Raw genomic sequence first — 24,788 nt, 5'->3', positions numbered from 1 at the left:
TTGGAACGCACAATCACAGCTCTTTTGCTAGATGTTCATCCCGCTTTCCACTACAATTCCTCATCGCGACTTTGATCTGCTCTTGCGGGATTTCCATTGCAATCGGGGTTATAGAGCCCCGCAAGTGTGCATTTGTATAAGCCTCATTATTTTCTCAGTTTACCGAATTGAAACCTAGTACGCTAACTACTTTTTCAATTCAAAAATCACTCCCGCCAAAGGCCCTATCTTCACTTCCGCCGAGTGGTCTTTTCCATTCCATGAAGTTTCGATAACATCGAGTGTTTTGTTGTGATAATCACCCGTTCCAGCATACTTACTTGCGTCGCTGTTAAATATTTCGCGTAAGCTTCCTTTAAAAGGTAACCCTATGCGATATTGAGGCTGCGGTGTAGGTGTCATATTAAACACACACACAACTACGCTATTCTCATCATTGCCCTTTCTAATGTAACTTAGTATGGCATTTGTATTATCATCGTGTGCAATCCATTCGAAACCTTCTGGTTCAAACTGCTTCTCGTACAAAGCAGGTGTCAATGTATACAGGCCATTAATATCCTTGAAAGCACTTAGTGCTGCTTTATGAATATCATATTCAAGCACGTACCAATCTAGCTGCTCTTGAAAATTCCACTCTGTACCTTGACCAAATTCGCTACCCATAAAGAGTAACTTACTACCAGGATGCGTATACATATAGGTATATAAAAGGCGAAGATTTGCAAAGCGTTGCCACTCATCTCCAGGCATTCTACCTATGATAGATTTTTTACCATAAACCACCTCATCATGAGATAATGGTAGCATAAAGTTCTCTGTAAAACCATAGGTCATTGAGAAGCTAATCTCATTGTGGTGATGATTTCTATAGATAGTATCTCTTTTAAAATAAGCAAGGGTATCATGCATCCATCCCATCATCCACTTCATCCCAAAACCTAAACCTCCTGAAAATACTGGCCTACTCACTGCTGGAAAATTAGTAGACTCCTCTGCAATGGTTTGAACATCTGGAAAACTAGCATACACCTCTGCATTAAGCTCCTTTAGAAACGAAATTACAGCGAGGTTTTCTCTTCCTCCTTGATCATTAGGCTCCCACTCGCCTTCTTCTCTACTATAATCTAGGTACAACATAGACGCTACAGCATCTACCCTCAAGCCATCTACATGATATTGCTCTAACCAGAATAGCGCATTACTTATCAAGAAGCTTCTCACTTCATTACGTTCGTAATTGAAAATAAGTGACTTCCAGTCGGGATGCCATCCTTTCTTTCTATCTGGGTGCTCGTAACAGGCTGTTCCATCAAAGTTACCAAGACCGTGCGCATCTTCTGGAAAATGAGAAGGTACCCAGTCTAAAATTACTCCAATGTCATTTTGATGCAGCGCATCTATCAAAGTCATTAACTCCTCAGGATATCCAAAACGAGAGGTAGGCGCAAAATATCCAGTAATTTGATAACCCCAACTTGGATCATAAGGATGCTCCATTACCGGCATAAACTCCACATGTGTAAAATTTAATTCTTTCACATAAGCCACGAGTTCGCTGGCTAGTTCTGTATAGCTAAGGCTACGATTTCCTTCATCTTGCTTTCTTCTCCAGCTTGCAAGGTGCATTTCATACACAGAGTACGGCGCATTAAGACTGTTGTGCTTATGGCGTTTTTTCATCCACGCCCCATCCTTCCAGTTATGATTTGTTTTATAAACTACAGAAGCGGTTTGAGGTGGGTGCTCTGCTCGTCTCGCGTATGGATCTGCCTTTTCTGTGACAATGCCATTGTGGTTGGAGTGAATTTTGTATTTGTATACTTCACCATGAGATACTTTTGGGATAAAACCTTCCCAAATCCCGCTTCCATCCCATCGCACGTTAAGAATATGCTCGTCCTCATTCCAGTAATTAAAATCACCTACAACAGATACTCTCTTTGCACTAGGTGCCCATACGGAGAAATAAGTTCCATCTACACCATCTACAGTTATGGGATGACTACCCATTTTATCATGAAGACGATAGTGTTTCCCTCCCTTAAAAAGGTCAATGTCAAATGCTGTAAATAAGCTATGTGCTATTACTTCTGCCATTAAATAGTAGTTCCTGACACTATAGTAGCTCCATTCTTTACAACCACGATGCCATCTCGCACTACATAAGTATCTGTTTCTACATCGTCTAGATGCTTTCCTCCAGTAATACGAACATCGTCTCCTATTTTTGCATTTTTATCAATAATACAGTTGGTTATAAAACAGCGATCTCCTATACCTACGTGTGGAATGCCTTTATCACGAGCCGCATTAATCTCTTCAAGATCTAAGAAGCGATTGCTACCCATTACATAGCAGTTTTCAATAACCGTTCCTTTACCTATACGTGATCGTATTCCTATCACAGAATTTGCAATACGACTACCGTGTATGATACTACCTTCTGCTACTATAGATTTTTCAAGTGTTGTTCCTGAAATCTTTGTAGGTGGCAATACACGTGGTCTTGTGAGTATAGTCTGTCCTTTATTAAACAAATTGAATTTAGGCATATCTGACGTTAGGTCTATGTTTGCCTCAAAAAAGGAATCAATATTCCCTATATCTGTCCAATACCCTTCATAGGCATAACTAAGCACCTTATGGTTTTCTATAGATTGCGGAATAATCTCTTTTCCAAAATCCATAGTATCCGTCCCCTCTAGCAGATTAATCAATAAGTCTTTATTAAAAATATAAATCCCCATAGATGCGAGATAATGTTTACCCTCGCTCTTCATTGCTGGTGAAACTTCAGATTCCCATTCTGGAAGAAGTTCGGCAGCTGGTTTTTCAATAAAAGAGTCAATCATATTATCCTCTTTAGTTTTAAGAATACCAAAGGACGTAGCATCTTTTGCATTTACAGGCAGTGATGCAATACTTATCTCTGCTCCTGAAGCCTTATGAGCATCAAGCATTTCATTAAAATCCATTTGATATAATTGATCCCCAGAGAGTATCATAATATAATCAGACTCATAACCTTTAAAATGGTGTAAACACTGTCTTACAGCATCTGCAGTACCTTGAAACCAACCTTTATTTTCTGGAGTTTGCTCTGCTGCAAGAATATCTACAAAAGCATCAGAAAAATAAGAAAATTGGTAGGTATGCTTAATATGTTTATTAAGTGAAGCCGAGTTAAACTGAGTTAACACGAACATCCTTTTGATATTAGAATTCAAACAATTTGAAATAGGAATATCTACTAGACGATATTTCCCTGCAATAGGAACAGCGGGTTTTGATCTCTGTGCTGTGAGTGGGTATAATCTTGAGCCTTGACCTCCTCCTAATATAATCGCTAGTACTTCCTTATTCATTATTTATTGCTTTTAGAGTTTGGAATTTTTATTTTTTGATAGTTACTTTTTTTGGTATCATTTCTTCATATAATGAAGCGTAAGTTCCAGCTGCATTTTCCCAGCTGTGGTCTATCTCCATCATTTGTTTTTGATTTGCACTAAAGGCTTTCTTATCCTTATAAAAAAGAGAAGCACGTTCTATACTGTATACAACATCCCATACAGAAGTTTGATCATGACAAATACCATTACCGCCATCACCTATGTCTACTACTGTATCTTTTAAACCACCCGTACGGCGTACAATAGGCATACAACCGTATCTCAAGCTATACAACTGATTTAAACCACAAGGCTCCACCCTACTAGGCATTAAAAGAAAATCTGCTCCAGCATATACTTGGTGTGACATCCTTTCTTCATAACCTATATGAGCATTATATCTTCCTTTATAAGTGGTTTTAAGTTCCTCTAGCTGGCGTTCTACTTCTGGCGAGCCGCTTCCTAGTAAAATGATATTAATATCGTGTTGCTTTAACGCAGTATCGATAATCTCAGGCAGTAAATCTGCTCCTTTTTCCCAAACAAGTCTACCTATAAACCCAAAGAGTGGTTTTGAGGCGTCTAGTCCAAACTCATCACAAATAGCCTTTTTATTAGCCTCACGGCCTTTAGCTCTCGTTCTTATTGTATAATTTTTAATAAGATAATCATCTGTGGCAGGATTCCATGTTTCGGCATCAATACCGTTTAGAATTCCCACGCACTTTAATTTCTCTTCTCGAAGTAAGCCTTCTAGTCCGTTTGCTTTTTCTTGTAATTCCACCATATATGATGGAGAAACGGTATTCACTCGCCATGCGCATTTAATAGCGGCAGCAAGTGGATTTATATCACCGTACCAATCTAGGAGTCCTAGATCGCTTTCGCGAAAGCGTGGTAACATCCCTACCATATCGTGAGGAAAATTACCTTGGTACTGCGCATTATGAATTGAAAGTAATGTAGACACCTTCATAAGACTATCAAACTCTGGACAATGCTGCATCATAAAGGGTATAAAACCAGTATGGTGATCATGACAATGAATGATGTCTAACTTTCTCTTTAAACTCAGCACCCACTGCAGCACTACTCGCTGAAAGGCAACAAAGCGCAAAGAATCGTCCTCATACCCGTATACATTTTTTCTATCTGTGAGTTCTGTAATTCTTACTACAAATAATGGAAAACCAAGCTCATTATCTACATCAATCACTTCGCTGAAATACGTCTTACCTTCAATCACTAAGTCATGACAAAAAACAATGGTGCCATTTGCATGTTCCACCCAGCTTGTTTTATAGTACGGCATAATCACCGCAGCAGTATGACCTATGCGATTTTGATATTTAGGAAGAGCTCCTACCACATCTGCCAGCCCACCCACTTTTGCAACAGGATAACACTCGGCACTTACGTGAAGAATATTCATAGTTTCAGGTAATTAGATAACATCTTAAATGTAACCGTTATTAAGAGTACGATGCTTTATGAGCTATTAAATATAGGTTAAATCACAAATAACTAAGCATGTTTTCGCAGGATTTATAGGTAATTACTACAATTAATTTCACAAATTATTAATGATTAAGTAACAACACCTAATTAATCATTAATAATAGAGCCTTATGATTAGTATCATTTTATACAACCTCACGTCATTTTCACAATGCTTTAACGACCAAGTGTGAACTAATGAATTAACTTTACTTAAAAAGAAAATAGTTATGAGAAGAATAATTGGAGTATTTGCTTTGTTAAGCATTTTTACAAGTTGCAAGGGGTCTGCTCAGGAGAGTAAAAAAGAAAGTTTTGAGATTACAAAAACAGATGCCGAGTGGAAAGCACAACTCACAGAAGAGCAGTATTATGTATTGCGCTTAGAAGGTACAGAGCGACCTAATTCTAGCCCGCTCAATAATGTAAAAGAAGCAGGAACTTTTCACTGTGCTGCTTGTGACACGCCGCTATTTAAAACAAAAGATAAATTTGACAGTGGTACTGGCTGGCCTAGTTTTGACAAAGGTATAGAAGGAAATATAGCATATAGCTCTGATCGTAAACTTGGTTATACAAGAACCGAAGAGCATTGTGCTACTTGTGGTGGACATCTAGGACACGTTTTTAACGATGGACCTAAAGAAACTACTGGAAAGAGACATTGTATTAATGGAGACGCACTCGTATTTGTGCCAGAATCAAAATAATATGAGCTACCCAATAGAAAAAACAGAGGCAGAGTGGCTCGAGGAGCTGGGCCCAGAACGTTATCGCATACTGAGAGAAAAAGGAACAGAACGTCCATTTACTGGCACTTACAACTTACACAACGACGAAGGCGCTTACCATTGTGGTGCTTGTGATCAAAAGCTTTTTGAAAGCGCATCAAAATTTGACAGTGGTTGTGGATGGCCTAGTTTTGACGAGTCCATTCCGGGAACTGTGGAGTATGTACGTGACAAAACGTTAGGGATGATAAGAACAGAAATTCTATGTTCTAATTGTGGTTCCCACTTGGGACACGTCTTTGATGACGGCCCTACTGCAAGCGGACAACGATACTGTGTAAATTCGCTCAGTATAGACTTTGAAAAATAAAATATTTGAAAATAACGCTTTCGCGAAAGCGTAAAAACAACATTAAAAACCGAAGCAAACACTTCGGTTTTTCTGTTTTATATATGACGGGATAATCCGTATTTTTGAACTACAATAATTAGACTTAAAAAAATCTAGATATGAGCAAATATGATGTAATCGTTTTAGGAAGTGGTCCAGGCGGATATGTAACAGCAATACGCGCAAGCCAGTTAGGCTTAAAAACAGCGGTTATTGAAAAAGAAAGCCTAGGAGGTGTGTGTTTGAACTGGGGTTGTATCCCTACAAAAGCCCTTCTTAAAAGTGCTCAAGTATTTGAATACTTAAATCACGCAGAAGACTACGGTCTTAAAGCAACAGGAGTAGAAAAAGACTTTACTGCAGTTGTAAAACGCAGCCGTGGTGTTGCTGAGGGAATGAGCAAAGGTGTTCAATTCTTAATGAAGAAAAATAAAATAGACGTTATAAACGGTTACGGAAAAATCAAGCCTGGTAAAAAGGTAGATGTAGACGGTAAAGAATATAGCGCAAACCATATTATCATTGCAACGGGAGCTCGCTCACGTGAGTTACCTAATCTTAAGCAAGATGGTGAGACAGTAATAGGTTACCGTAAAGCGATGACACTTGAGAAGCAACCTAAATCTATGATCGTAGTGGGATCTGGAGCAATAGGTGTTGAGTTTGCTAGTTTTTATAACACAATGGGTACAGATGTAACTATTGTAGAGTACTTACCAAACGTTGTTCCTGTAGAGGATGAAGATGTATCAAAGCAATTTGAGCGTTCTATGAAGAAGGCTGGAATTAAAGTGATGACAAACTCTTCTGTAGAAAAGGTTGAAAAAACAAAGACTGGCGTAAAAGCTACAGTAAAAACTAAAAAAGGAGAAGAAATCCTTGAAGCAGATATTGTACTAAGTGCTGTAGGTATCAAAACCAATATTGAAAACATAGGCCTTGAGGATGTAGGTATCGTTACAGATAAGGATAAAATTATCGTTAACGATTTTTACCAAACTAACATGCCAGGTTACTATGCAATAGGTGACGTAACTCCTGGTCCTGCTCTTGCTCACGTAGCATCTGCAGAAGGAATTACTTGTGTAGAGAAAATTGCAGGTATGAACGTAGAAAAAATAGACTACGGCAACATACCAGGATGTACATATGCCTCTCCTGAAATTGCATCTGTAGGAATGACAGAGAAGCAAGCAAAAGAAGCTGGATACGAATTAAAAGTGGGTAAATTCCCTTTTTCTGCATCTGGTAAAGCAAGTGCTTCTGGAGCAAAAGACGGTTTTGTAAAAGTAATCTTTGACGCAAAATACGGTGAGTGGCTAGGTTGTCACATGATAGGTGCAGGAGTTACAGATATGATAGCAGAAGCTGTATTAGGACGTAAACTTGAAACTACAGGTCACGAAGTATTAAAAACTATTCACCCACACCCTACAATGAGTGAGGCTGTAATGGAAGCAGTGGCAGATGCTTATGGAGAAGTAATTCACTTATAAGAGCTATACTTTATACATATAAAGTTTTTAGAAAATCCTGCCTTTGGCAGGATTTTCTGTTTTAATACCTCTCAAAATAGTTAGCTTTACTACCGGCACTTAACAGTTGTATTATGAAACATTCCGCTCTATTTAAGTCATTTTTCCCTTTAGTAATTTTCTTAGCGCTAGCATCATGTGAATCCACTTCAAACGTGAGCAGTTTTTCACCACTTACTACGGTAAATACTGCGGAGTCCTTAAAGAAACCATATGTTATATTAATATCCTTAGATGGTTTTAGACATGATTATGTAAATACTTATAACCCTCCTTATCTAAGTTCATTTATAGAAGAAGGATCTCAAACCGCTTCTCTAATACCATCTTTTCCCACAAAAACATTCCCTAATCATTACACGATCGCAACAGGAATGTATCCTGATAACCACGGGCTGCTTGCAAACTCATACTATGATTATGATAAGAAAAAAACGTACAGCATAGGTAATCGCGAGACCGTTATAGATGGGTCTTTTTATAAAGGAACTCCATTATGGGTAAATGCAAATAGTGCAGGTATGGTAACAGCTAGTTACTTTTTTGTTGGCACAGAAGCAGATATACAAGGTGTACACCCTACTTACTATTATAATTACGATGGAAAAGTAACCAATCAAGAACGCGTAAATCAAGCAATAAAGTGGTTAGAAATGCCCGAAGAATCGAGACCACATCTCATTACCCTATATTTTTCTGATATGGATGATACTGGACATCGTTACGGCCCCAACAACAAAGAGAAACTTAGAGAAGCTTTATTAAAGCTAGATAACACACTTGGTGATTTATTCAATCGCGTTAATAACACGGGATTACCAGTTAATATTGTCATTGTCTCAGACCATGGTATGGCAGAGCAATCTATTGAAAAACTCATTAGTACGGAGCCACTAATCAATGATGCTTTTTACAACATGATTGACAATGGTGTCATTCTCAATATACATCCTCATAATAGTAAGGAAACTGATAACATCTTCAACCGATTAAAGAAACTAGAAAACAAATTCACGGTTTATAAAACCAAAGACACACCACATTTTGAAGATGTCCCAAAGAATAAAAACTGGGGCCCCATACAAGTAATCCCTGATGATGGATATTATTTTAGTTCAAGTAAGAGTATCTATAGAAGAAAGGCTGGAAACCAAGAAGTATTTGGTGTGCATGGGTTCACTCCTGCTTTAAAAGATATGCACGGCATTCTTTATGCAAAAGGTCCGGCAATAAACGTGGGAGGAAGTTTACCTTCTGTAAAAAACATTCACGTATACCCTATGATATGTAAAATTCTAGGGCTAGCTGTGCCAACTAATGTAGATGGTAAATTATCTTACTTAAAAGGCATGCTACAAGAATAACCCCTTAATGAATAGCCTTAAAATATCTTTCAATCCTTCATCAAGAAATTCTCAATAGCAAGATTATAGCTATTAAGACCAAAGCCTACTATTACACCTTTTACATATTTAGAGAGGTATGAATGATGTCTAAACTCTTCTCTCGCAAATGTATTTGAAATATGGACTTCTATAACTGGCGTACTTATAGATGCTACAGCGTCTCCTAGTCCTACAGAGGTATGAGAATAAGCTGCTCCGTTTAAAATCACTCCGTCAAAGGTATCGTTTGCTTCGTGCAATTTTGAAATAAGCTCTCCTTCTATATTACTTTGAAAATAGCTAAGCTCTGTATCTTTATATGCAAATTGAAGTTTTGTAAAGTAATCCTCAAATGTTTCAGTCCCGTAAATTTCTGGTTCACGCTTACCTAGCATATTTAAATTAGGGCCATTTATTATAAGTAATTTCATAGTTTATAGTTGTTGAGTACGCTTTCGCGAAAGCATAAAAATACAGATTTACAAGGCGTAAAAAAAGCGCCTCTACTGAGGCGCTTTTGATAATTCTTTTTACTTATGATTTAAAATGCAAATCCAGCTCCTATCATGAATACTCTATTACGAGCATCAAGGTCAAAACCTCCTAAATCTTCACTACTAAAAACATCAGAAAGTCCTAGATTATAACGTGCGTTAAAAAACAAACCATTGTTAAGTTTATATCCTAAACCACCTACAACAGCAAAGTCTACCGTGTTTATAGCATCGTTGTTAAAATCAATATCTCCAGAATCTCCATCAGGATTAGAATCAATCTCGCTATTTACATTAAATCCTATTTGCGGCCCTACTTCCCCATAAAACCCATCTACAAAGTAATACTTTGCAAGTACTGGCACGTTAATATAATCTAGCTGAAACTCGACATCATCTCCGTTATTAACACTCTGGATATCATATCCTTGACCTGAATAATAAACCTCTGGTTGTATTGAGAATTTCTCTGTGATAGGCACTTCTACAAATCCTCCAAAATGGAAGCTTGTTCTTGCATCTGGATCATCAAAATCGTCTCCTCCTACGGTTGCAAAGTTAACTCCTCCTTTTGCTCCAAATGACACCTCATCTTGTGCTTGAACTGCTACAGTTCCAAATAAGGCTGCGATTGCTACTACTACTATTTTTTTCATGTTTGTGTTTGTTTTAAATGATATTCAAAGCTATCTATCATCGTGTTAAATGCGTGTTAGGCACTTTCTAAACTCTTGTTAATTGAGAATCCTTTAATAATTGTATTTTCACTTTCGTGAAATGGGAAACAGGCATATCAAACTACAAAAGTTACTTACGTATAGAACGTGGTCTCTCTGAGAACACTATAGACAACTATGCTCGAGACTTAAAAAAACTAACGCGTCATCTGGAGCAATTAGATAGCCCACCAGACCCTATTACTATAGCTAAAGATGACATTCAAGACTTTATATACACCATAGCCAAAGAAGTACAAGCGAGATCACAAGCTCGTATCATCTCTGGGCTAAAAGGTTTTTTTAATTACCTGATATTTGAAGATTATAGAAAAGACAATCCTCTAGACCTTATTGAATCACCTCGCCTAGGAAGAAAACTTCCAGACACACTCGCCGAAGAAGAAATAGACGCTCTTATCACGGCAATTAACCTCTCTACTCCTCAGGGAGAACGCAATCGCGCAATGCTAGAGACACTCTATTCTTGCGGTCTGCGTGTAACAGAATTAATAAGCTTAAAACTTTCTGACCTATATTTTGAAGAAGGGTTTATAAATGTGATAGGTAAGGGAGACAAACAGCGCTTTGTCCCTATAAGTGAGCATACTCAGAAGTATATCGACATATACCGCAATGAAATACGAACGCATATAGACGTCAAGCCAGAGCATGTAGATATTTTATTTTTGAATAGAAGAGGTCGCCAACTCACACGTGCCATGATTTTTACGATCATAAAAGATCTCGCAGTAAAAGCTGGAATTAAGAAAAGTATTAGTCCGCATACGTTTCGTCACAGCTTTGCTACCCACCTTTTACAAAATGGCGCCGATTTAAGGAGTATTCAGCAAATGTTAGGTCACGAGAGCATCACAACTACCGAAATCTATATGCATGTAGACCGTAGTGATCTCGCTCGTGTGATGGAGCAATATCACCCTAGAAAGGATTCTTAGGATTTTGTTTCAATTTTTCGCGAAAGCGTACTTATATTACTCAACAATAAGTATTTCTTCTTGCCTTCCTGAAACATATCTAAAGCCATCTTCACCCCAGAATCCTGCTTCCTCAAGCATGATTCTAATGTCCTTATTCCACTCTGGAATAGTTACTGTTGTATTAAGTTCTATAGCGTACGCCGTGTTCTCGTAGAGTTTGTAATCTCCTGTACCAGGCACCCCTCCTTGAGAATCCCACATCCCAATCGTAGGGCCAGCGGCATGACCGTATAGTCCAAGTGGGTGCGTATAGATAGAAGGAACAAGGCCTTCTGCCTTAGTTTCTTTTAATGATTTTAAAAGAATCTCATTTCCAGTTTTACCTGTCATAAAATTTGACGCAAGCACATCTTGCACACGGTTACCATCTGCAAATGCTTTACTCAAGAATGCTGGCAGTTCTTTCTCATCATCCTTTAAAACGTATGCGTGTTGCTGGCAATCTGTATTGAGACGTAAGTAGGTTATTCCAAAATCACAATGTAGCAAGTCACCTTTTTGAATTACTTTACCTTCTGGTCTATTAGAAAATGAAACAATATGACTTTCTAATTTCTCTTCAGAACGCTGGATATCAACTGTAGGGTGAAACCATGTTTCTAATCCCATATCTGTAACTCGCTGGCGTAAATACCACACCACATCATCTGTAGTTGTAACGCCTGGGACAATCACTTTATAGCTAAAGGCATCCTTAATAATATCATGCGTCACATCTACTAGCTGTTCAAAATATTTCATTTCAAGTGCCGTGCGTGTTTCTAGCCATCCTACAGCTAGATTCTGTGCAGAAACTACTTTTGCTTGTTGAGCAGATGATAGTTTTGATATAAATGCCTCATAATCTGTCTTTGCAATTCCATCTGCAAGACCAAAATCATCAGAATAATTAAGACCAATTTTTGAAGGCTCGCGCTCTTCGATAATCTCTAGAAGACGTGCCCATTGATCTGGTTGTTTTTCTTTATCCCATGCAGAGATGATATTCTTTCCTACGTTGTATCTAGCTACTGCTAGCTTTTCAATCGTGTTTTTTTCTTTATTTCTATAAAAAACTAATATGGTTCTTCTTCTCGCATTGAGCCACGTAGAGGGAAGCATCGTTTTTATAACCGGATCTTCATTATATTCTCTAGAAATCACAACCCACATATCGATATCTGCGCGATCCATTAAAGTAGGTAACAAATTATCAAATCTATCTGCCAAGACCTCATCGATTACGTCTGCTCTATCCCGTTCTGTTAAAATCTGACCGTACATACATGTAAACGGAAGTAGTAAAAGTAATAGTAATGTTTTCATAGTTAAGTTGCTAGTCCTTAAAAATACTAAAAACAAAAAAGAGTATTCATCTGAATACTCTTTTCTTAATTATAAATTGATGTATGACTATTTTATTTGTCACCTTTATTTTTGCGCTTTTTCTTGCGCTCTTTCTTTTGCTTTTTAGCAACTAGCTTTTGAGTTCTTCCAGACTCCTCCTCTGCTATGATTTTTACAACTTGTTCTTCGGTCAGGATATCTCTTAACTGAGATTCAAATTTCTTTTTCTCTAGTTCGGCTTTTTTACGCTTATCATCAATAACCATATCCTTATCATCTTGGATTGCCAATAAGACAGTATAGTAATCTTTTAAATAACTTCTAAGCACCTCTTTACCAAAAACGTCTAGTTCAAACATTTCTTGATATACGCTTGATCGCTCTAAACTTAATATATTAGGGTCTGGTCTTTCTGGGCTTCCCTGATTTGTTTGTGGAGGTGCAGGTACTGAGCTTCTTCTTCTTCCTGAATTCCCATAAGGGTTTCCGTATCCTTGAGCTTCTACACTCACTAAGGACAACATCATTACTATCACTATAAAATATCTCATAAACTAGACTTTCTATTTTTGCAAATATGCATAATTATTTCGTGAATACTCATATTCAATAATGATGCCCAAATTATTAATCCTTAATTACATCAAGTATTTCTGGCAATAAGGTTAGTGCAGTTAAAGCAATTGCGCCACCTAGATTTTTATGATCTGCAGCTCTTGATTGTTTGCGCTGTTCTCTTTCTTGCTTTCTTTTATCACGACTAGAAACTTCTGCTCCTTGGTATAATGATGTGGTGGCAGCCGGACTTTTTACACCGCTAGCGCTGGCGATTACCTCTTGCGCGTCTTCACTAAGATCAATTCCCGTACCTCTTATCATAATCACACTACTCACTCTTCCCTCATCATAATGTGCCTCCATCATATCATAAGCTATAGAAATTCCAGAGGAAGTCATCGCAATAAAGTCACCCTTAAATAAACTTTCTACCGCCTCTTGCAATACTACTGCTTTACTTACTTCTGTAAAGGGAAGAATATTTGCACTTATCGCTCCATAGGTTCCTATCGCTATCATATCATTACCATCAAGCCTTTTAATGAGGAGCTTTATTCCTTGCTCTATATAAAACTTATCTTCGGGAGAGATTCCTGCCTTTCCCGTCTCTACAAGGATATAGAGTTGCTGAGCATCATCACTTGGGAAGTTTTCGGCAGCATAGGTGATGAGATGTTCTGCTTTTATAACCGCAGATCTGATCTCACTTTCGTTTTGAGCAGATAGTTGTAATACAATAAATAATAGGGCTAGTGTGAAGATACTTTTCATAGGTCATACATTTTAAATGAGTTGTAAACCTATACTCTATACGATGTCATTTCCAGTTAGAATGAGCAAAAGCCTAGTACCAATGAGCGAAGTAGTATAATGTATTTATTACGCTTTCGCGAAAGCGTAACCTCAACTCTATAAACTATTTAAATATTCTTTTAAGGTTTGGCCTCGCTGTATTTTCCCTGTCGCTGTGCGCTTAAAGGAAGTTAAAGAAACTGCCAGCTTAGGAAGTTCAAAAGGATCAAAAGCTGATGTATCAGTAATATGCTCTTTTATAAAAAGAGGTTCTTCTTGCTCTACAAATAACGTTAATTGCTCGCCCAGCAGTTCATCTGGAACTCCAGCGACAAAGTATGGAACGTGGATATATGGCGCCAACTTAGCTTCTATCTGTTCTGGAAACAATTTTACTCCACCACTATTTATCACATTATCAATACGACCTAGCCAGATAAACTTTTTATAGGTTATAAGCTTTACAAGATCATTTGTAATCACCGGATCTGAGCTCACTTTAGGAGCTTTTATAACAAGGCAGTCTCTGCTATCTGTCTCTACCGTGACTTTATCTAGCACTTTAAAAGGAATAATTCCTTCTTTATTTTTTTTAGGATTAACTCTCCTCGCTGCAATATGAGTAACGGTTTCGGTCATTCCATAGGTTTCATAAACCTTAGTTTTAAGTCCTTGTAACCTTAAAGAAAGTGCTGGTGATATTGCTCCTCCTCCTACAATGAGCTTTGAAAGTAGGTGTAATCGCGATAACGAATTATCAAGCTGAAAAGGCGTCATTGCACAAAAATCATACGTTCTATACACAGCATCCAGCGGATTGGATTTTGGCTGCGCCATATCAATACGCCATCCCAATGTCATGGCTCTTACAAGCATCATTTTCCCAGCAATGTAATGCGCAGGAAGACAAAGTAATGCTGTTGTTTTTTCAAATACATCAAAGTGCTTTGCAGTTGCTTTTGCACTATTGATCATATGTTCCTTGTTTATCTTAATAAGCTTAGGTGTTCCCGTAGATCCAGAGGTACGTACCGTCACATACTTCTTAGCATCTAGCCACTCTATAATAAACTCACCTACAGATTCCTCATAAGGTTCTCCTTCTTTAATAAAGGTATGCGCTTGCTCCTTTAATGAAGCAATGGTAAATGAAGCACCGTTAAGTTTAAATTTAGGGTGTAAGCGCGTATATTTTTCAGCAAGCTCCGTCATATCATTTAAATATACGGGTTCCTTGTAAGATTAATATTAAGCAAATGTAAAATGTAAGTCTGCTCAACTATTTAAGCGGCAACAGGAGGCTTTACACTACCTGTGAGTTTCTCTTTCCAGTTAGACCATTTATATTTTCTAGCAAAAATAAACATGAGAATAGGCAGTATTATGAAGATAGGAACAATCTGGCCTATAGCCGAAGGCTCTGCAACATCACGAAAGATAGAATTAGTTTGTAACGCACTCCAGTCTGATGTTACGAGCAATGCAATAAACATATTATTTGCTGCATGAAATCCTAGTGCAAGCTCCATTCCATCATCCATAAGCGTTATAATGCCAAGAAAGAAACCTAAACCTATGTAGACCGATAAAATACTATATCCTAGCTTTTCTATTTCAGGATTAAGCGCGTGCATGAGTCCAAAAATGAGCGATGTAATAATAAGAGGAACAAGCTTATTACCTGCAGCAACTCCTATTCCCTGCATTAAATATCCTCTAAAAAGAAACTCTTCAAAAGAAGTTTGTAAGGGTAACAAAATTAATGTGATGGCTAGAAGCCCAAGAAAAGGCATGAGATTAAAGTTCCACACAAGATCTTCTGGAGCAAAATAGTATGTAACTAATGTCGATACTACAGAAAAGACACCCCAAATACCAAAAGCAAAGAAAAAACGCGACCAATCTATGTTTTTTCTAGCGGTTACTAGCTTTGTAAATCGCTGTTTATGGATATACTTTACCACAACAACGAGTCCAAGTAGCCCTCCTAAAAAAGTACAAAGTGCAAGTATTAAGTAGAGATTGCTTTCTCCCTCAAAAAGCGGAAAGAAGTTCTCTTCACCTGCTTCTAAAAAAGTATTTATATCACCAGCTCTCATCCACGAGCCTGCCATTAATGGAATTGCTCCTAAAATTTGCCAGCCTACAAAAAATATAATCATGAAACCTATTATATATCTCCATCCCTCGTGTAAACTCTTGTACGCCTGCTCTATATACATATGTTATATTTTAAAATCCCAATACTTGTTATTATCCGTTCTTAAAGTTCCATTCACCACTTCTAGTGGTGAAGGTATATTGTTTGTAAAAAGGCTTCCAGTACCCAGTCCTTGAGGACCTTTTGCTCCTATTTTTTGTGTCCATTGTGCGATAGCATTAAGTCCAACATTACTTTCTAATGCAGAGGTAACCCACCATTCGATTCCTAATGAATCTGCTACGTCAATCCACTCTTGACTTCCTTTAAAACCTCCTATAAAACTAGGCTTTAAAATAATATATTGCGGTTGTATAGTTTCTAGTAGCTCACGTTTTGAAGCGAGATCTGTCACTCCTATAAGTTCTTCATCTAGCGCTATTGGTGTAGGTGTACTGGCACATAATTCGGCCATTTCTTCCCACTGTTTTGTAGCAATAGGTTGTTCTATCGAGTGAATATCTAGCTCGGCTAGTTGGGCTAGGACTTCTTTAGCTTTCGCGAAAGCAAAACCACCATTTGCATCTACCCGCAAGGTAAGTTGCTCTTTATTGTAATTCTTTCTTATAGAGGAAAGAATCGCCATTTCGTCTTTAAAGTCAATAGCACCTATTTTCATTTTTATGCAATCAAAACCTTGCTCAAGCTTTTCGGCTACTTGGGTTCTCATAAAATCCTCATCTCCCATCCACACAAGTCCGTTAATATCTATAGCAGATGTTCCTCTTGTAAAAGAAGATGGAAATAGAACAAAGGGATCGCTAGATGCAAGCGATAAAAATGCCATCTCAACACCTGCCTGTATACTTGGATATTCCATTAGCTCATCCCAAAGCGCCTGAGGTCCTTTTGAAATGTGAGCGCATACCCATTGCAATTTTTCTTCATAGCCTGGCACATCATCATAACTAAGACCTCTAAGAATACCACACTCACCTATGCCCGTTTTACCAGCATCTTGAATAATGATATACCATGTCTCTTTAGTACGCAAGACCCCTCGAGAAGTACCGCTAGGTCTCTTAAATTCTAAAATATGCTTTTTATAATGTGCTTTCAATAGGATTGTATTAGTCTCGTAAAAGTACTTAATCATATGCATACTTTACTAACAGAAAGATATTCTAAAGATCTCAAGTTTCCCGTATTTTCCTCAAAAAGTAAGCGCTTCATCCTCTATTTATTGCCTTACATCTATGTTTTTTTACATACCTGCTAAACCATAAAATTAATAAACCTCTTATTTACAGCTACTTAAGTTAAATTTTTACTAGTGAAAAATATTCGAAATATATTTTTTGTGATATAAAAAAAACCTAATTTTATATATATAAACGTCACTATTATGATTGCATATCCTACAAAGGGACATTTATTAGTAGCCGAACCATCTATCCTAGGTGATACATCATTTACTAGGTCTGTAATACTTCTTGCAGATCATAATGATGAAGGTTCTGTAGGGTTTATTCTCAATAAACCACTGGATGTCACACTATCAGATTTAATAGAAGGAATAGAAGAATGTGAGATGCCTATATATAATGGCGGTCCTGTAGAACAAGAAAATCTCTATTTCATACACACTGCTCCAGACCTCATAGAAGGCAGCCTAGAGATAGCATCAGGTATTTACTGGGGTGGTAATTTTGAGAGAGCGCTAGATCTAATCATGAATAAAGAGATATGCTGTGAGAAAATTAAATTTTTTCTAGGCTATAGCGGCTGGGAGAGTAACCAGCTCAACCAAGAGATTATTCAAAACAGCTGGGTTATTCTTGAAAATGATCAACATGACGAGCTACTCAAAGATAACCACACAGCACTGTGGAGAGATAAAATTATTGAGATAGGCGGTGATTATGCATTATGGTCTAATGCTCCAGAAAATCCTCAATATAATTAACCTAGACGTACTTTTACATTAAGCTTTTTAAGTAACGCTGCGGCTGTCTCTATTTTAAATTCCTTTTTTCTATATTTTGTTATAGGCTGTATTCCCATAATGGTGTTTGTGATAAAAAGCTCATCTGCCTTTTGCAATTCAAACGGTGATATAGAAGCCTCTTCAAAAGTATAGTCATCCATCAACCCTATAATACTAATGAGTTGTTTTCTAACAACTCCACGCAAGCAACCATCAGAAAGTGGTGGCGTTTTAATGTGGGTTCCTTTTACAAGGAATAAATTACCTTGTAATGCTTCGGCTATATTTTTCTCATTATTGACAAGCAGACAATTATCATATCCGTTATCTTGAGCATAAATACTTCCTGTAACATGTACAATCTTATTAGTTGTTTTAAGTGTAGATATTAAATCTGCATTTATATAGTGGTCTTTATACAACTCAACCTCGTAAGGTTCTTCGTTAAGGAGATAAAAAGGATTAGGGTGCGCTTTCGCGAAAGCGTAATACCCCACACCGCGCTCCTCTGGCAAGTAGGTGCCACCGCCAGATCTATACACTGTGATACGTATACGCGCTGTTTGATCAATTAAACCTGACGCCGTCAATGTCTTTAAGAGTTCTTCCTCAAGAAATTCTGGTGTAAACTCCATTGGGATTTCCATGCGAAGTATACGCATAGAAGCCATAAGTCTAAAGTAGTGGTCTTCCCAGAAAAGGAGCTTCCCATTTACTGCTTTAATTGTTTCAAAAAGTCCATCGCCATAAAGCAGACCTCTATTAAATGGATTAAGTTGCGCATCCTCTGGTGAGAATATTGTTCCGTTGTGATTTACCATAAAAAAACCGCCTCTTAGGGAGGCGGTGCAAAGATATTAATTAGGCTTTAGTTATGAAGAGCCTATTACTTGTTTCAACTCTGAAATTTGGTTTTCCCAAAACATTTTACCCTCATCAATCTCATCTTCCTCTGCAAAATCTGTTACCATGATAGATACATCTTTTGTGATCTCATCTACTTGCAGGCGTAATTCAAAATAATACTCCTCTCCCTCGTCTGCTTCCCACTGGAATTTTATGCGGTCACCGTTCTTTTTAGTAAGAAGTTTTGCTATTTCCTCACTTCCGTCCCAAATAAAAGTATAGTGGTCACCTCTTAAATTTACATTATCTGCAAACCACTCACTCATTCCTGATGGAGTAGCTATATATTGGTATAATAAAGAAGGAGAAGCTCTTACAACAAACTCAATCTCATATTTTATTTTATCGCTCATAGAAAGGTATTAATAGAACGACAATATATTGAAAGTAATTTGTAGAACAAAGTAATTAAATTGATTTTATTTAAGAAAGAGGTTTGCACAACCACAAATATATTTTATATTTGCACCCGCTTAGGCACATTGCTTATGCGAGCATACAGAATTGCTTTTATTATTTATTGGCAATTTAAAATTATGGCGAGGTAGCTCAGCTGGTTAGAGCGTCGGATTCATAACTCGGAGGTCGGGGGATCGTGCCCCCCTCTCGCTACATAATTATAAAGGCTTTACAGAAATGTAAAGCCTTTTTTTTTGTACAAAATTCTACTTAAAAGTCTTAGACCATACATTTTTAGCACTCTCTTATTTAACAATAAAGTTGACTGCTCTAGAAATAATTAGGATATAAAACTCAACAACGTTTGTAATTATGCTCCTATCCTATGTATCGACGGTTGGTTTAAAATAAATTTAGATCTTAACATTATAATCTTCTTTAGACTTTACTAATTTTTGATACTTAAATTTGTAGAGAATGGTAATTATAAAGCATGAAGCAAAAACTAGCATCACTTATTTATTGGATTAAAAGTTTATTAGTCAAGGTATTTAAAAAATATGATGGTAGATGGGCTTATATCATCACCACAACCATAGCCTTAGCACTCTTTATAGGCGGTATTAAATTATTTATATCCCTTACAGAAACTTTAAAAAGCACCTATCTAGCTGAGTCTGATACGGCAATCTCTAATTATGTAGCTAGTTTCAGAACACCTTACCTCACTAGTTATTTTGTTTTTGTCACAGATCTAGGTGATGCATTAGGCTATGTAATCACGTTTGTATTATGTACGATTATATTTTACGTTACGTTTAAAAAATGGAGATACGTTGCTCAGCTTGCATTTGTAATGGTGCTTGCTCTAAGTTCTAATCTTCTCTTAAAACAAATAATCAATAGAGCTCGACCAGATGTAGAACACCTCGTTACGGTAGAAACTCTGAGTTACCCAAGCGGGCATGCTATGATGGCAATGGCTTTTTACGGAACCTTGTTATTTTTAATCAGTAAGTTTCCAATTAAGAGATTCTATAAAGTCCTATTTATCACTTTGTGCTTAATCCTGATTTTAAGTATCGGTATAAGTCGTATTTATTTAGGAGTACACTATCCCTCAGATATTGCAGGTGGATTTATTGCAGGCTTTGTTTGGGTAGTATTTTGTGTGATTGTTTTTGATTTAATTCAGATTTTTAAACGTGATCCAGCTACCTAAAAATATGTTTTAAGCTTTCGCGAAAGCAAAAAGAAACACACTCAAAATATCTTTAAAAAGAAATCTAATGAACTATAGAAAATATATACCTCACCTATTTATTGTTACTCTCGCAATCATTCTCACTATAAGCTGTGCAAATAGCTACAACGGCCAGAGCGATGAAAAAGATAAAACAACGATTCAAAAAAAATCTAAGGAGGACTATACAATTATTAATACCTGGAAAATGCCAGAAATTTTAAATGAGGTAAGTGGTATCTCGTGGATTTCTGAAAACACCATAGCTTGTGTAGAGGATGAAGACGGTATCATTTTTATATATGATCTCAAAAAGGAAAAAGTCATTCAAGAAATAACATTTGCTGGTGGTGGGGACTATGAGGGTATCGCGATTAATGACAAGGATGCTTATGTGATGCGAAGTGATGGATTGATTTATGAGGTATCACGCTTTCGCGAAAGCGAACCTGAAATAACTACTTTTCAAACAGCATTTACCGCTCGTAATAATATAGAAACACTCACGCTAGACGCCGAAAAAAATAGCTTAGTAGTAACACCAAAAGATCGCGATCAATCTGATGACTTTAAAGGTTTGTATTATATCACGCTAGATGCAAAAACGATGGATGAAAAGCCGCTTTTACGCATAGATATGAATGATAAAGCTTTTAAGGATTATAAAAAGAAGAAAGCATATCGCACCTTTAGTCCCTCTGACGTGGCAATACATCCAGTAACAGGTGACTACTATGTGCTCGAAGGTAAAAACCCAAAGCTAGCGATGCTAGATAGCGATGGTACAATTAAAAAAGTATACAAGCTTGATAAAGACGACTTTGCTCAGCCGGAGGGAATTACTTTTAGTCCTGACGGAAAGCTTTTTATCTCTAACGAAGCCAGAAAGGACGAAGCAACTATTGTAGAGGTGGTTTTTAAATGAAAAAAAAGATTCCCTTGTTAATTATAACAATACATTCTTAAAAGAAGGATAATTTACTCGCCATAAATTTATAGGCATAGCATTTATGCCGTTCCATGATACTGCCTTGACGATTTATGGAAACAAGTTGAATGAAATTTTCACTCCTTCTATAATCATTCCCGTGCCTATGATACCTATAATTAATCCCATAATTTTACCTATTACGGAAATTACATTATTGCCTAAAACCTTTACTATAAGTGTACTTGCGCTAAAAGTAACATACATTAACAAACACATAATTCCAAAAATTACAATCACCATGCCTATCTGTATATAAGTGGCATCTGAGACAGTATTCATGGCTGTAACAATGGTTCCTGGACCTGCAATAATCGGTATAGCTAAGGGTGAGATAGCAATATTTTCATCTATATCTACTTCCTTTAAATGTTTGACATTAACTTTTTTAGACTGTAACATATCAAATCCAATAAGAAACACTAGGATGCCACCAAATATCTTGAAAGCAGGGATTGTTATTTGGAATAACTCAAAGATAAATTTACCTAACAAGACAAAACCTGCTACAATAATAAACGCAACTATGTTTGCCCTTTTATTGATATTCTGCTTTGTCTTTTTATCTGCTCCCTCTGTAAGCGACAAAAAGATGGTCATGTTTGAGATAGGATTTGTTATAGCAAAAAAGCCTGTAAACACAGTAATTGCAAACGTAAGTAGGTTATCCATTAATCACTAGGTTGTTTCTGATTGTTATTTTGTTTAAAACGGTATAGAAACGCTGTAACGCCGTTATTATCTAGTGTTAAATATAGACTATTTAAGAAATATCATAAAAATAACGAGATTAATATTTTCTAATGATTCCCACAGTATGAACATTCTCAAATAGTTACTCTTATTGGAAGTCAGCTGCTTTAAAAGGATATTTCCTAGGTGTTTTTTGAATGGTTATCCAATGTGCTACGGTAAAAGATTTCACCCCCCATTGTCCATTAAAACGACCTAGACCTGAGTTTTTAACCCCTCCAAAAGGTGCATAAGCACTATCATTAACTGGTTGGTCATTAATATGTGTCATACCAGCTTCAATACCTTGTGCAAATGCCATTCCTTTAGCTTCGTCTTGTGTAAATACAGAACTAGATAAACCGTAGTCTGTAGCATTTGCTAATCGTAGCGCATCTTCAGTATCTTTTGCTCTAGCAATAGACACTGCTGGTCCAAAAATCTCATTTTGAAACAACGGACAGTTTTCGTCTACATCTACAAAAACGTGTGGCGGCATATGTAAACCTTCAGCTTCACCACCTAATGCCATTTTGTAACCTTGTTCTTTTGCATCGTCTATTAAGCCTTTAACAGTATCAAACTGGTTTTGGTCAATAATAGGACCTACAAACGTATCCGGATCATTCATATCCAAACGTTTTAAGGTCTTAACTTTTGCTATAAACTTTTCTGTAAATTCATCATAGACTTTATCTTCAACGATAATTCTGTTGATAGCCATACAGATTTGACCTTGGTTCATAAATTTACCCCAAGCAGCAGCTTCAACCGCTTGATCAATATCTGCATCTTCTAGCACCACAAACGGACTATTTCCACCTAATTCTAACTCGATATTTTTAATGATATCTGCTTCCAGAGCATTTTTACCAACTTGACGACCAACTGGTGTTGAGCCTGTAAACGAAATTAGTTTTGAGATTGGGTGCTTTGTAATTGCCGTACCAATAGTACTACCACCACCTGGTAAAACGCTTAATAACCCTTTCGGGAAACCTGCCTCTTCTAAAAAAGAAGCGAAAATTAAACCACCAGTTACTATAGACGTTGATGCCGGTTTTAAGACCACAGCATTACCAACTGCCAATGCTGGACCTAAAGTACGCGCAGTTAATTGACCCGGAAAATTCCAAGGAGAAATTAAACCAATAACACCTAATGGTTTTCTAACTGCCATAGATTCTTTGCCATCAATATCTTGTGGTAATATTTTACCTTCTACTTGTAATGGTAAATGCACCGCACTTTCAAAAACGCTAGCAACCAATTCTGCTTCAAAATACCCTTTTGCTAAGGTTGCTCCTACTTCTTTTCTTGCCCATTCTGCAAACTCTTGCTTTCGGTTTCTAACTACTTCGGCTAGTTTAAGCATCATTCTACTCTTTTCAGGAGGTAGTACCGCTGCCCATTTTTTCTGCGCAGCTGCTGCTTGTTCAAAAGCCTCATTTACATCATCTGTAGTAGCTCCATTTAAAGAGAATAACTCCTCTTGGTTCCAAGGATTAATATCTTTAATTGCTGGTCCTTTTCCGTCTTTCCATTCACCACCAACAAATATTTTTCTCGTATAATTTGGTAATTCTTCTTGTAATTTCATTTTCATTGTGTTTTAATAGTTGATACTAAAGTGTCACGATTACTTTACCCACTGTTCTTCCTTTTTCAACTTCAGTATGGGCAGCAGCCATATCTTCAAAAGCAAACGTTTTGTAAATGTTTGGTTTAATGCTACCGTTTTCTAACATTTCTTTTAAGGTGTTCATATCTTCAGCACTAGAGTGTACTAAAATATCTGCAACGGTTTTGTGTTCCTTTTTAGCTGATGCTTTTACATCATCTATGTCCATACCTAACGTTGTATAAGCGGTACCACCGCTTTTTAAAACTTTTACCGAATTTTCTAATACTTCACCACCTTGCGTATCTAACACAAAGTCGATATCAGATAGAATTTCTTCAAACTTTTCAGTGTGATAATCAATTGCATTATCTGCTCCAATAGAGGTGACAAATTCGCTATTTTTTGCCGAGGCAGTAGTATTCACAAAAGCTCCCATTGCTTTTGCAATTTGAATCGCAAAATGACCAACACCACCAGAACCTGCTTGTATTAGTACTTTATCACCTTTGTTAATCCTTCCTTCTAAGATTTGTAATGCAGTTAAAGCAGCTAAAGTTGTAGCTGCAGCTTCTTCAAAAGAGACGTTGTCTGGCATTATAGCCAAATGTGCATCTGGCGCAGCAACAAATTCCGCGTAAGCGTTACCAACACCAGGGAAGTTTACCATACCAAAGACTTTGTCGCCTATTTTAAAATTGGTAACATCAGTACCAACTTCTGTTATGGTTCCTGCTATGTCCCAGCCTAAAATTACAGGTCGTTTTTCACCGTACATCATATTAAGCATCTTATCTTGATACTTTGGTTTTACATCTGCCGGATTTAATGAAATAGCCTTTACCGCTACTAATACTTCGTTATCTTTTATGCTTGGTTTTGCTATTTCTGCTAAATGAAGGTTTTCTGGTCCTCCTGCTTTTTCCAATATTATTGCTTTCATAGTGTGCGTTT

General features: G+C 37.1%; 24 protein-coding genes and 1 tRNA gene. 9 read left to right on the top strand and 16 right to left on the bottom strand.

Translation table 11 applies throughout. The annotated features are described in order from the left end of the window. Positions 1-186 precede the first annotated feature (186 nt). Genes glgB through ACJJVW_RS11655 form a run of 3 tightly spaced genes read right to left on the bottom strand, consistent with a single transcriptional unit; the run spans position 187 to position 4,824 of the window. Entirely contained in the window at positions 187-2,100 is a 1,914-nt protein-coding gene (gene glgB / locus ACJJVW_RS11665; RefSeq protein ID WP_405252039.1) for a 1,4-alpha-glucan branching protein GlgB, read from the bottom strand. Beyond that, a complete protein-coding gene (locus ACJJVW_RS11660; protein ID WP_041295587.1) occupies positions 2,100-3,371 on the bottom strand; it encodes a glucose-1-phosphate adenylyltransferase in 1,272 nt (423 codons plus the stop codon). The genes glgB and ACJJVW_RS11660 overlap by 1 nt, the downstream gene beginning before the upstream one ends. A 25-nt stretch (positions 3,372-3,396) precedes the next feature. Then, entirely contained in the window at positions 3,397-4,824 is a 1,428-nt protein-coding gene (locus ACJJVW_RS11655) for a glycogen synthase (protein WP_405252037.1), read from the bottom strand. Positions 4,825-5,119: 295 nt separating this feature from the next. Here ACJJVW_RS11655 and msrB (ACJJVW_RS11650) point away from each other — a divergent pair, with 295 nt between their 5' ends. From msrB (ACJJVW_RS11650) to ACJJVW_RS11635, 4 genes are all read left to right on the top strand, one after another. Next, positions 5,120-5,599 carry a peptide-methionine (R)-S-oxide reductase MsrB gene (gene msrB, locus ACJJVW_RS11650; RefSeq protein ID WP_298325994.1) on the top strand — a complete coding sequence of 160 codons (480 nt, stop codon included), beginning with the start codon at positions 5,120-5,122 and terminating at the stop codon, positions 5,597-5,599. A 1-nt stretch (position 5,600) separates the two neighbouring features. Further along, positions 5,601-5,990, top strand: coding sequence for a peptide-methionine (R)-S-oxide reductase MsrB (gene msrB, locus ACJJVW_RS11645; protein WP_405252035.1), 390 nt, complete (start codon positions 5,601-5,603; stop codon positions 5,988-5,990). Positions 5,991-6,130: 140 nt separating this feature from the next. Continuing rightward, complete coding sequence (gene lpdA / locus ACJJVW_RS11640) at positions 6,131-7,507, top strand: dihydrolipoyl dehydrogenase (protein ID WP_379953027.1); 1,377 nt, start codon at positions 6,131-6,133, stop codon at positions 7,505-7,507. Positions 7,508-7,620: 113 nt separating this feature from the next. Next, positions 7,621-8,910 carry an ectonucleotide pyrophosphatase/phosphodiesterase gene (locus ACJJVW_RS11635; RefSeq protein ID WP_405252033.1) on the top strand — a complete coding sequence of 430 codons (1,290 nt, stop codon included), beginning with the start codon at positions 7,621-7,623 and terminating at the stop codon, positions 8,908-8,910. Positions 8,911-8,939: 29 nt separating this feature from the next. On the opposite strand, the gene aroQ is transcribed toward ACJJVW_RS11635, so the two are convergent. Both aroQ and ACJJVW_RS11625 read right to left on the bottom strand, forming a co-directional pair. After that, positions 8,940-9,362, bottom strand: a complete 423-nt coding sequence (gene aroQ / locus ACJJVW_RS11630) for a type II 3-dehydroquinate dehydratase (protein ID WP_298326009.1) — start codon at positions 9,360-9,362, stop codon at positions 8,940-8,942. A 110-nt stretch (positions 9,363-9,472) separates the two neighbouring features. Continuing rightward, entirely contained in the window at positions 9,473-10,081 is a 609-nt protein-coding gene (locus ACJJVW_RS11625) for a porin family protein (protein WP_298326011.1), read from the bottom strand. A 116-nt stretch (positions 10,082-10,197) separates the two neighbouring features. On the opposite strand from ACJJVW_RS11625, the gene xerD reads away from it, so the two are divergent. Then, a complete protein-coding gene (xerD, locus tag ACJJVW_RS11620) occupies positions 10,198-11,100 on the top strand; it encodes a site-specific tyrosine recombinase XerD (protein ID WP_405252031.1) in 903 nt (300 codons plus the stop codon). Positions 11,101-11,136: 36 nt separating this feature from the next. Here xerD and ACJJVW_RS11615 read toward each other — a convergent pair whose 3' ends face one another. From ACJJVW_RS11615 to menC, 6 genes are all read right to left on the bottom strand, one after another. Continuing rightward, on the bottom strand, positions 11,137-12,447 hold the full coding sequence (locus ACJJVW_RS11615) for a M24 family metallopeptidase (RefSeq protein WP_405252029.1): 1,311 nt from the start codon (positions 12,445-12,447) through the stop codon (positions 11,137-11,139). A 92-nt stretch (positions 12,448-12,539) separates the two neighbouring features. Next, positions 12,540-13,019, bottom strand: a complete 480-nt coding sequence (locus ACJJVW_RS11610) for a hypothetical protein (RefSeq protein ID WP_405252027.1) — start codon at positions 13,017-13,019, stop codon at positions 12,540-12,542. 76 nt (positions 13,020-13,095) lie between these two features. Next, complete coding sequence (locus ACJJVW_RS11605) at positions 13,096-13,797, bottom strand: hypothetical protein (RefSeq protein ID WP_379953023.1); 702 nt, start codon at positions 13,795-13,797, stop codon at positions 13,096-13,098. A 138-nt stretch (positions 13,798-13,935) separates the two neighbouring features. Then, on the bottom strand, positions 13,936-15,030 hold the full coding sequence (locus tag ACJJVW_RS11600) for an AMP-binding protein (protein WP_405252025.1): 1,095 nt from the start codon (positions 15,028-15,030) through the stop codon (positions 13,936-13,938). A 71-nt stretch (positions 15,031-15,101) separates the two neighbouring features. Then, entirely contained in the window at positions 15,102-16,040 is a 939-nt protein-coding gene (locus tag ACJJVW_RS11595; RefSeq protein WP_405252023.1) for a CPBP family intramembrane glutamic endopeptidase, read from the bottom strand. Positions 16,041-16,043: 3 nt separating this feature from the next. After that, positions 16,044-17,078 (bottom strand): o-succinylbenzoate synthase, encoded by a 1,035-nt coding sequence (menC, locus tag ACJJVW_RS11590; protein ID WP_405253097.1) that lies wholly within the window; start codon positions 17,076-17,078, stop codon positions 16,044-16,046. A 285-nt stretch (positions 17,079-17,363) separates the two neighbouring features. Between menC and ACJJVW_RS11585 the strand changes: the two genes are divergently transcribed. After that, on the top strand, positions 17,364-17,924 hold the full coding sequence (locus ACJJVW_RS11585; RefSeq protein WP_108878253.1) for a YqgE/AlgH family protein: 561 nt from the start codon (positions 17,364-17,366) through the stop codon (positions 17,922-17,924). Here the strand turns inward: ACJJVW_RS11585 and ACJJVW_RS11580 are convergent. Then, on the bottom strand, positions 17,921-18,766 hold the full coding sequence (locus tag ACJJVW_RS11580) for an aminotransferase class IV (protein WP_298326037.1): 846 nt from the start codon (positions 18,764-18,766) through the stop codon (positions 17,921-17,923). The two genes, ACJJVW_RS11585 and ACJJVW_RS11580, sit on opposite strands and share 4 nt — an antisense overlap. A gap of 51 nt (positions 18,767-18,817) precedes the next feature. After that, positions 18,818-19,204, bottom strand: a complete 387-nt coding sequence (locus ACJJVW_RS11575; protein WP_298326040.1) for an START-like domain-containing protein — start codon at positions 19,202-19,204, stop codon at positions 18,818-18,820. Positions 19,205-19,389: 185 nt separating this feature from the next. On the opposite strand from ACJJVW_RS11575, the gene ACJJVW_RS11570 reads away from it, so the two are divergent. The 3 genes from ACJJVW_RS11570 (at position 19,390) to ACJJVW_RS11560 (ending at position 21,418) form a co-directional block, all read left to right on the top strand. Beyond that, positions 19,390-19,463 (top strand) — tRNA-Met (locus ACJJVW_RS11570). 280 nt (positions 19,464-19,743) lie between these two features. Beyond that, the gene (locus ACJJVW_RS11565) at positions 19,744-20,472 is read left to right on the top strand and encodes a phosphatase PAP2 family protein (RefSeq protein ID WP_339847218.1); all 729 of its coding nucleotides are present in this window, start codon (positions 19,744-19,746) and stop codon (positions 20,470-20,472) included. A gap of 67 nt (positions 20,473-20,539) precedes the next feature. Continuing rightward, complete coding sequence (locus ACJJVW_RS11560; RefSeq protein ID WP_405252020.1) at positions 20,540-21,418, top strand: SdiA-regulated domain-containing protein; 879 nt, start codon at positions 20,540-20,542, stop codon at positions 21,416-21,418. Between the two features lie 114 nt (positions 21,419-21,532). On the opposite strand, the gene ACJJVW_RS11555 is transcribed toward ACJJVW_RS11560, so the two are convergent. From ACJJVW_RS11555 to ACJJVW_RS11545, 3 genes are all read right to left on the bottom strand, one after another. Then, a complete protein-coding gene (locus tag ACJJVW_RS11555; protein WP_298326049.1) occupies positions 21,533-22,153 on the bottom strand; it encodes a MarC family protein in 621 nt (206 codons plus the stop codon). Positions 22,154-22,322: 169 nt separating this feature from the next. After that, positions 22,323-23,813 (bottom strand): aldehyde dehydrogenase family protein, encoded by a 1,491-nt coding sequence (locus ACJJVW_RS11550; protein ID WP_405252018.1) that lies wholly within the window; start codon positions 23,811-23,813, stop codon positions 22,323-22,325. Between the two features lie 25 nt (positions 23,814-23,838). Next, positions 23,839-24,777 (bottom strand): NADP-dependent oxidoreductase, encoded by a 939-nt coding sequence (locus tag ACJJVW_RS11545; protein ID WP_405252016.1) that lies wholly within the window; start codon positions 24,775-24,777, stop codon positions 23,839-23,841. Positions 24,778-24,788 lie beyond the last annotated feature (11 nt).

Origin of the sequence: Dokdonia sp. Asnod3-C12, assembly GCF_045063975.1 — a bacterium.
Lineage (GTDB): Bacteria > Bacteroidota > Bacteroidia > Flavobacteriales > Flavobacteriaceae > Dokdonia.
Note: the sequence above shows the minus strand (reverse complement) of the source record. Positions and strands in the feature narration are given on the sequence as shown.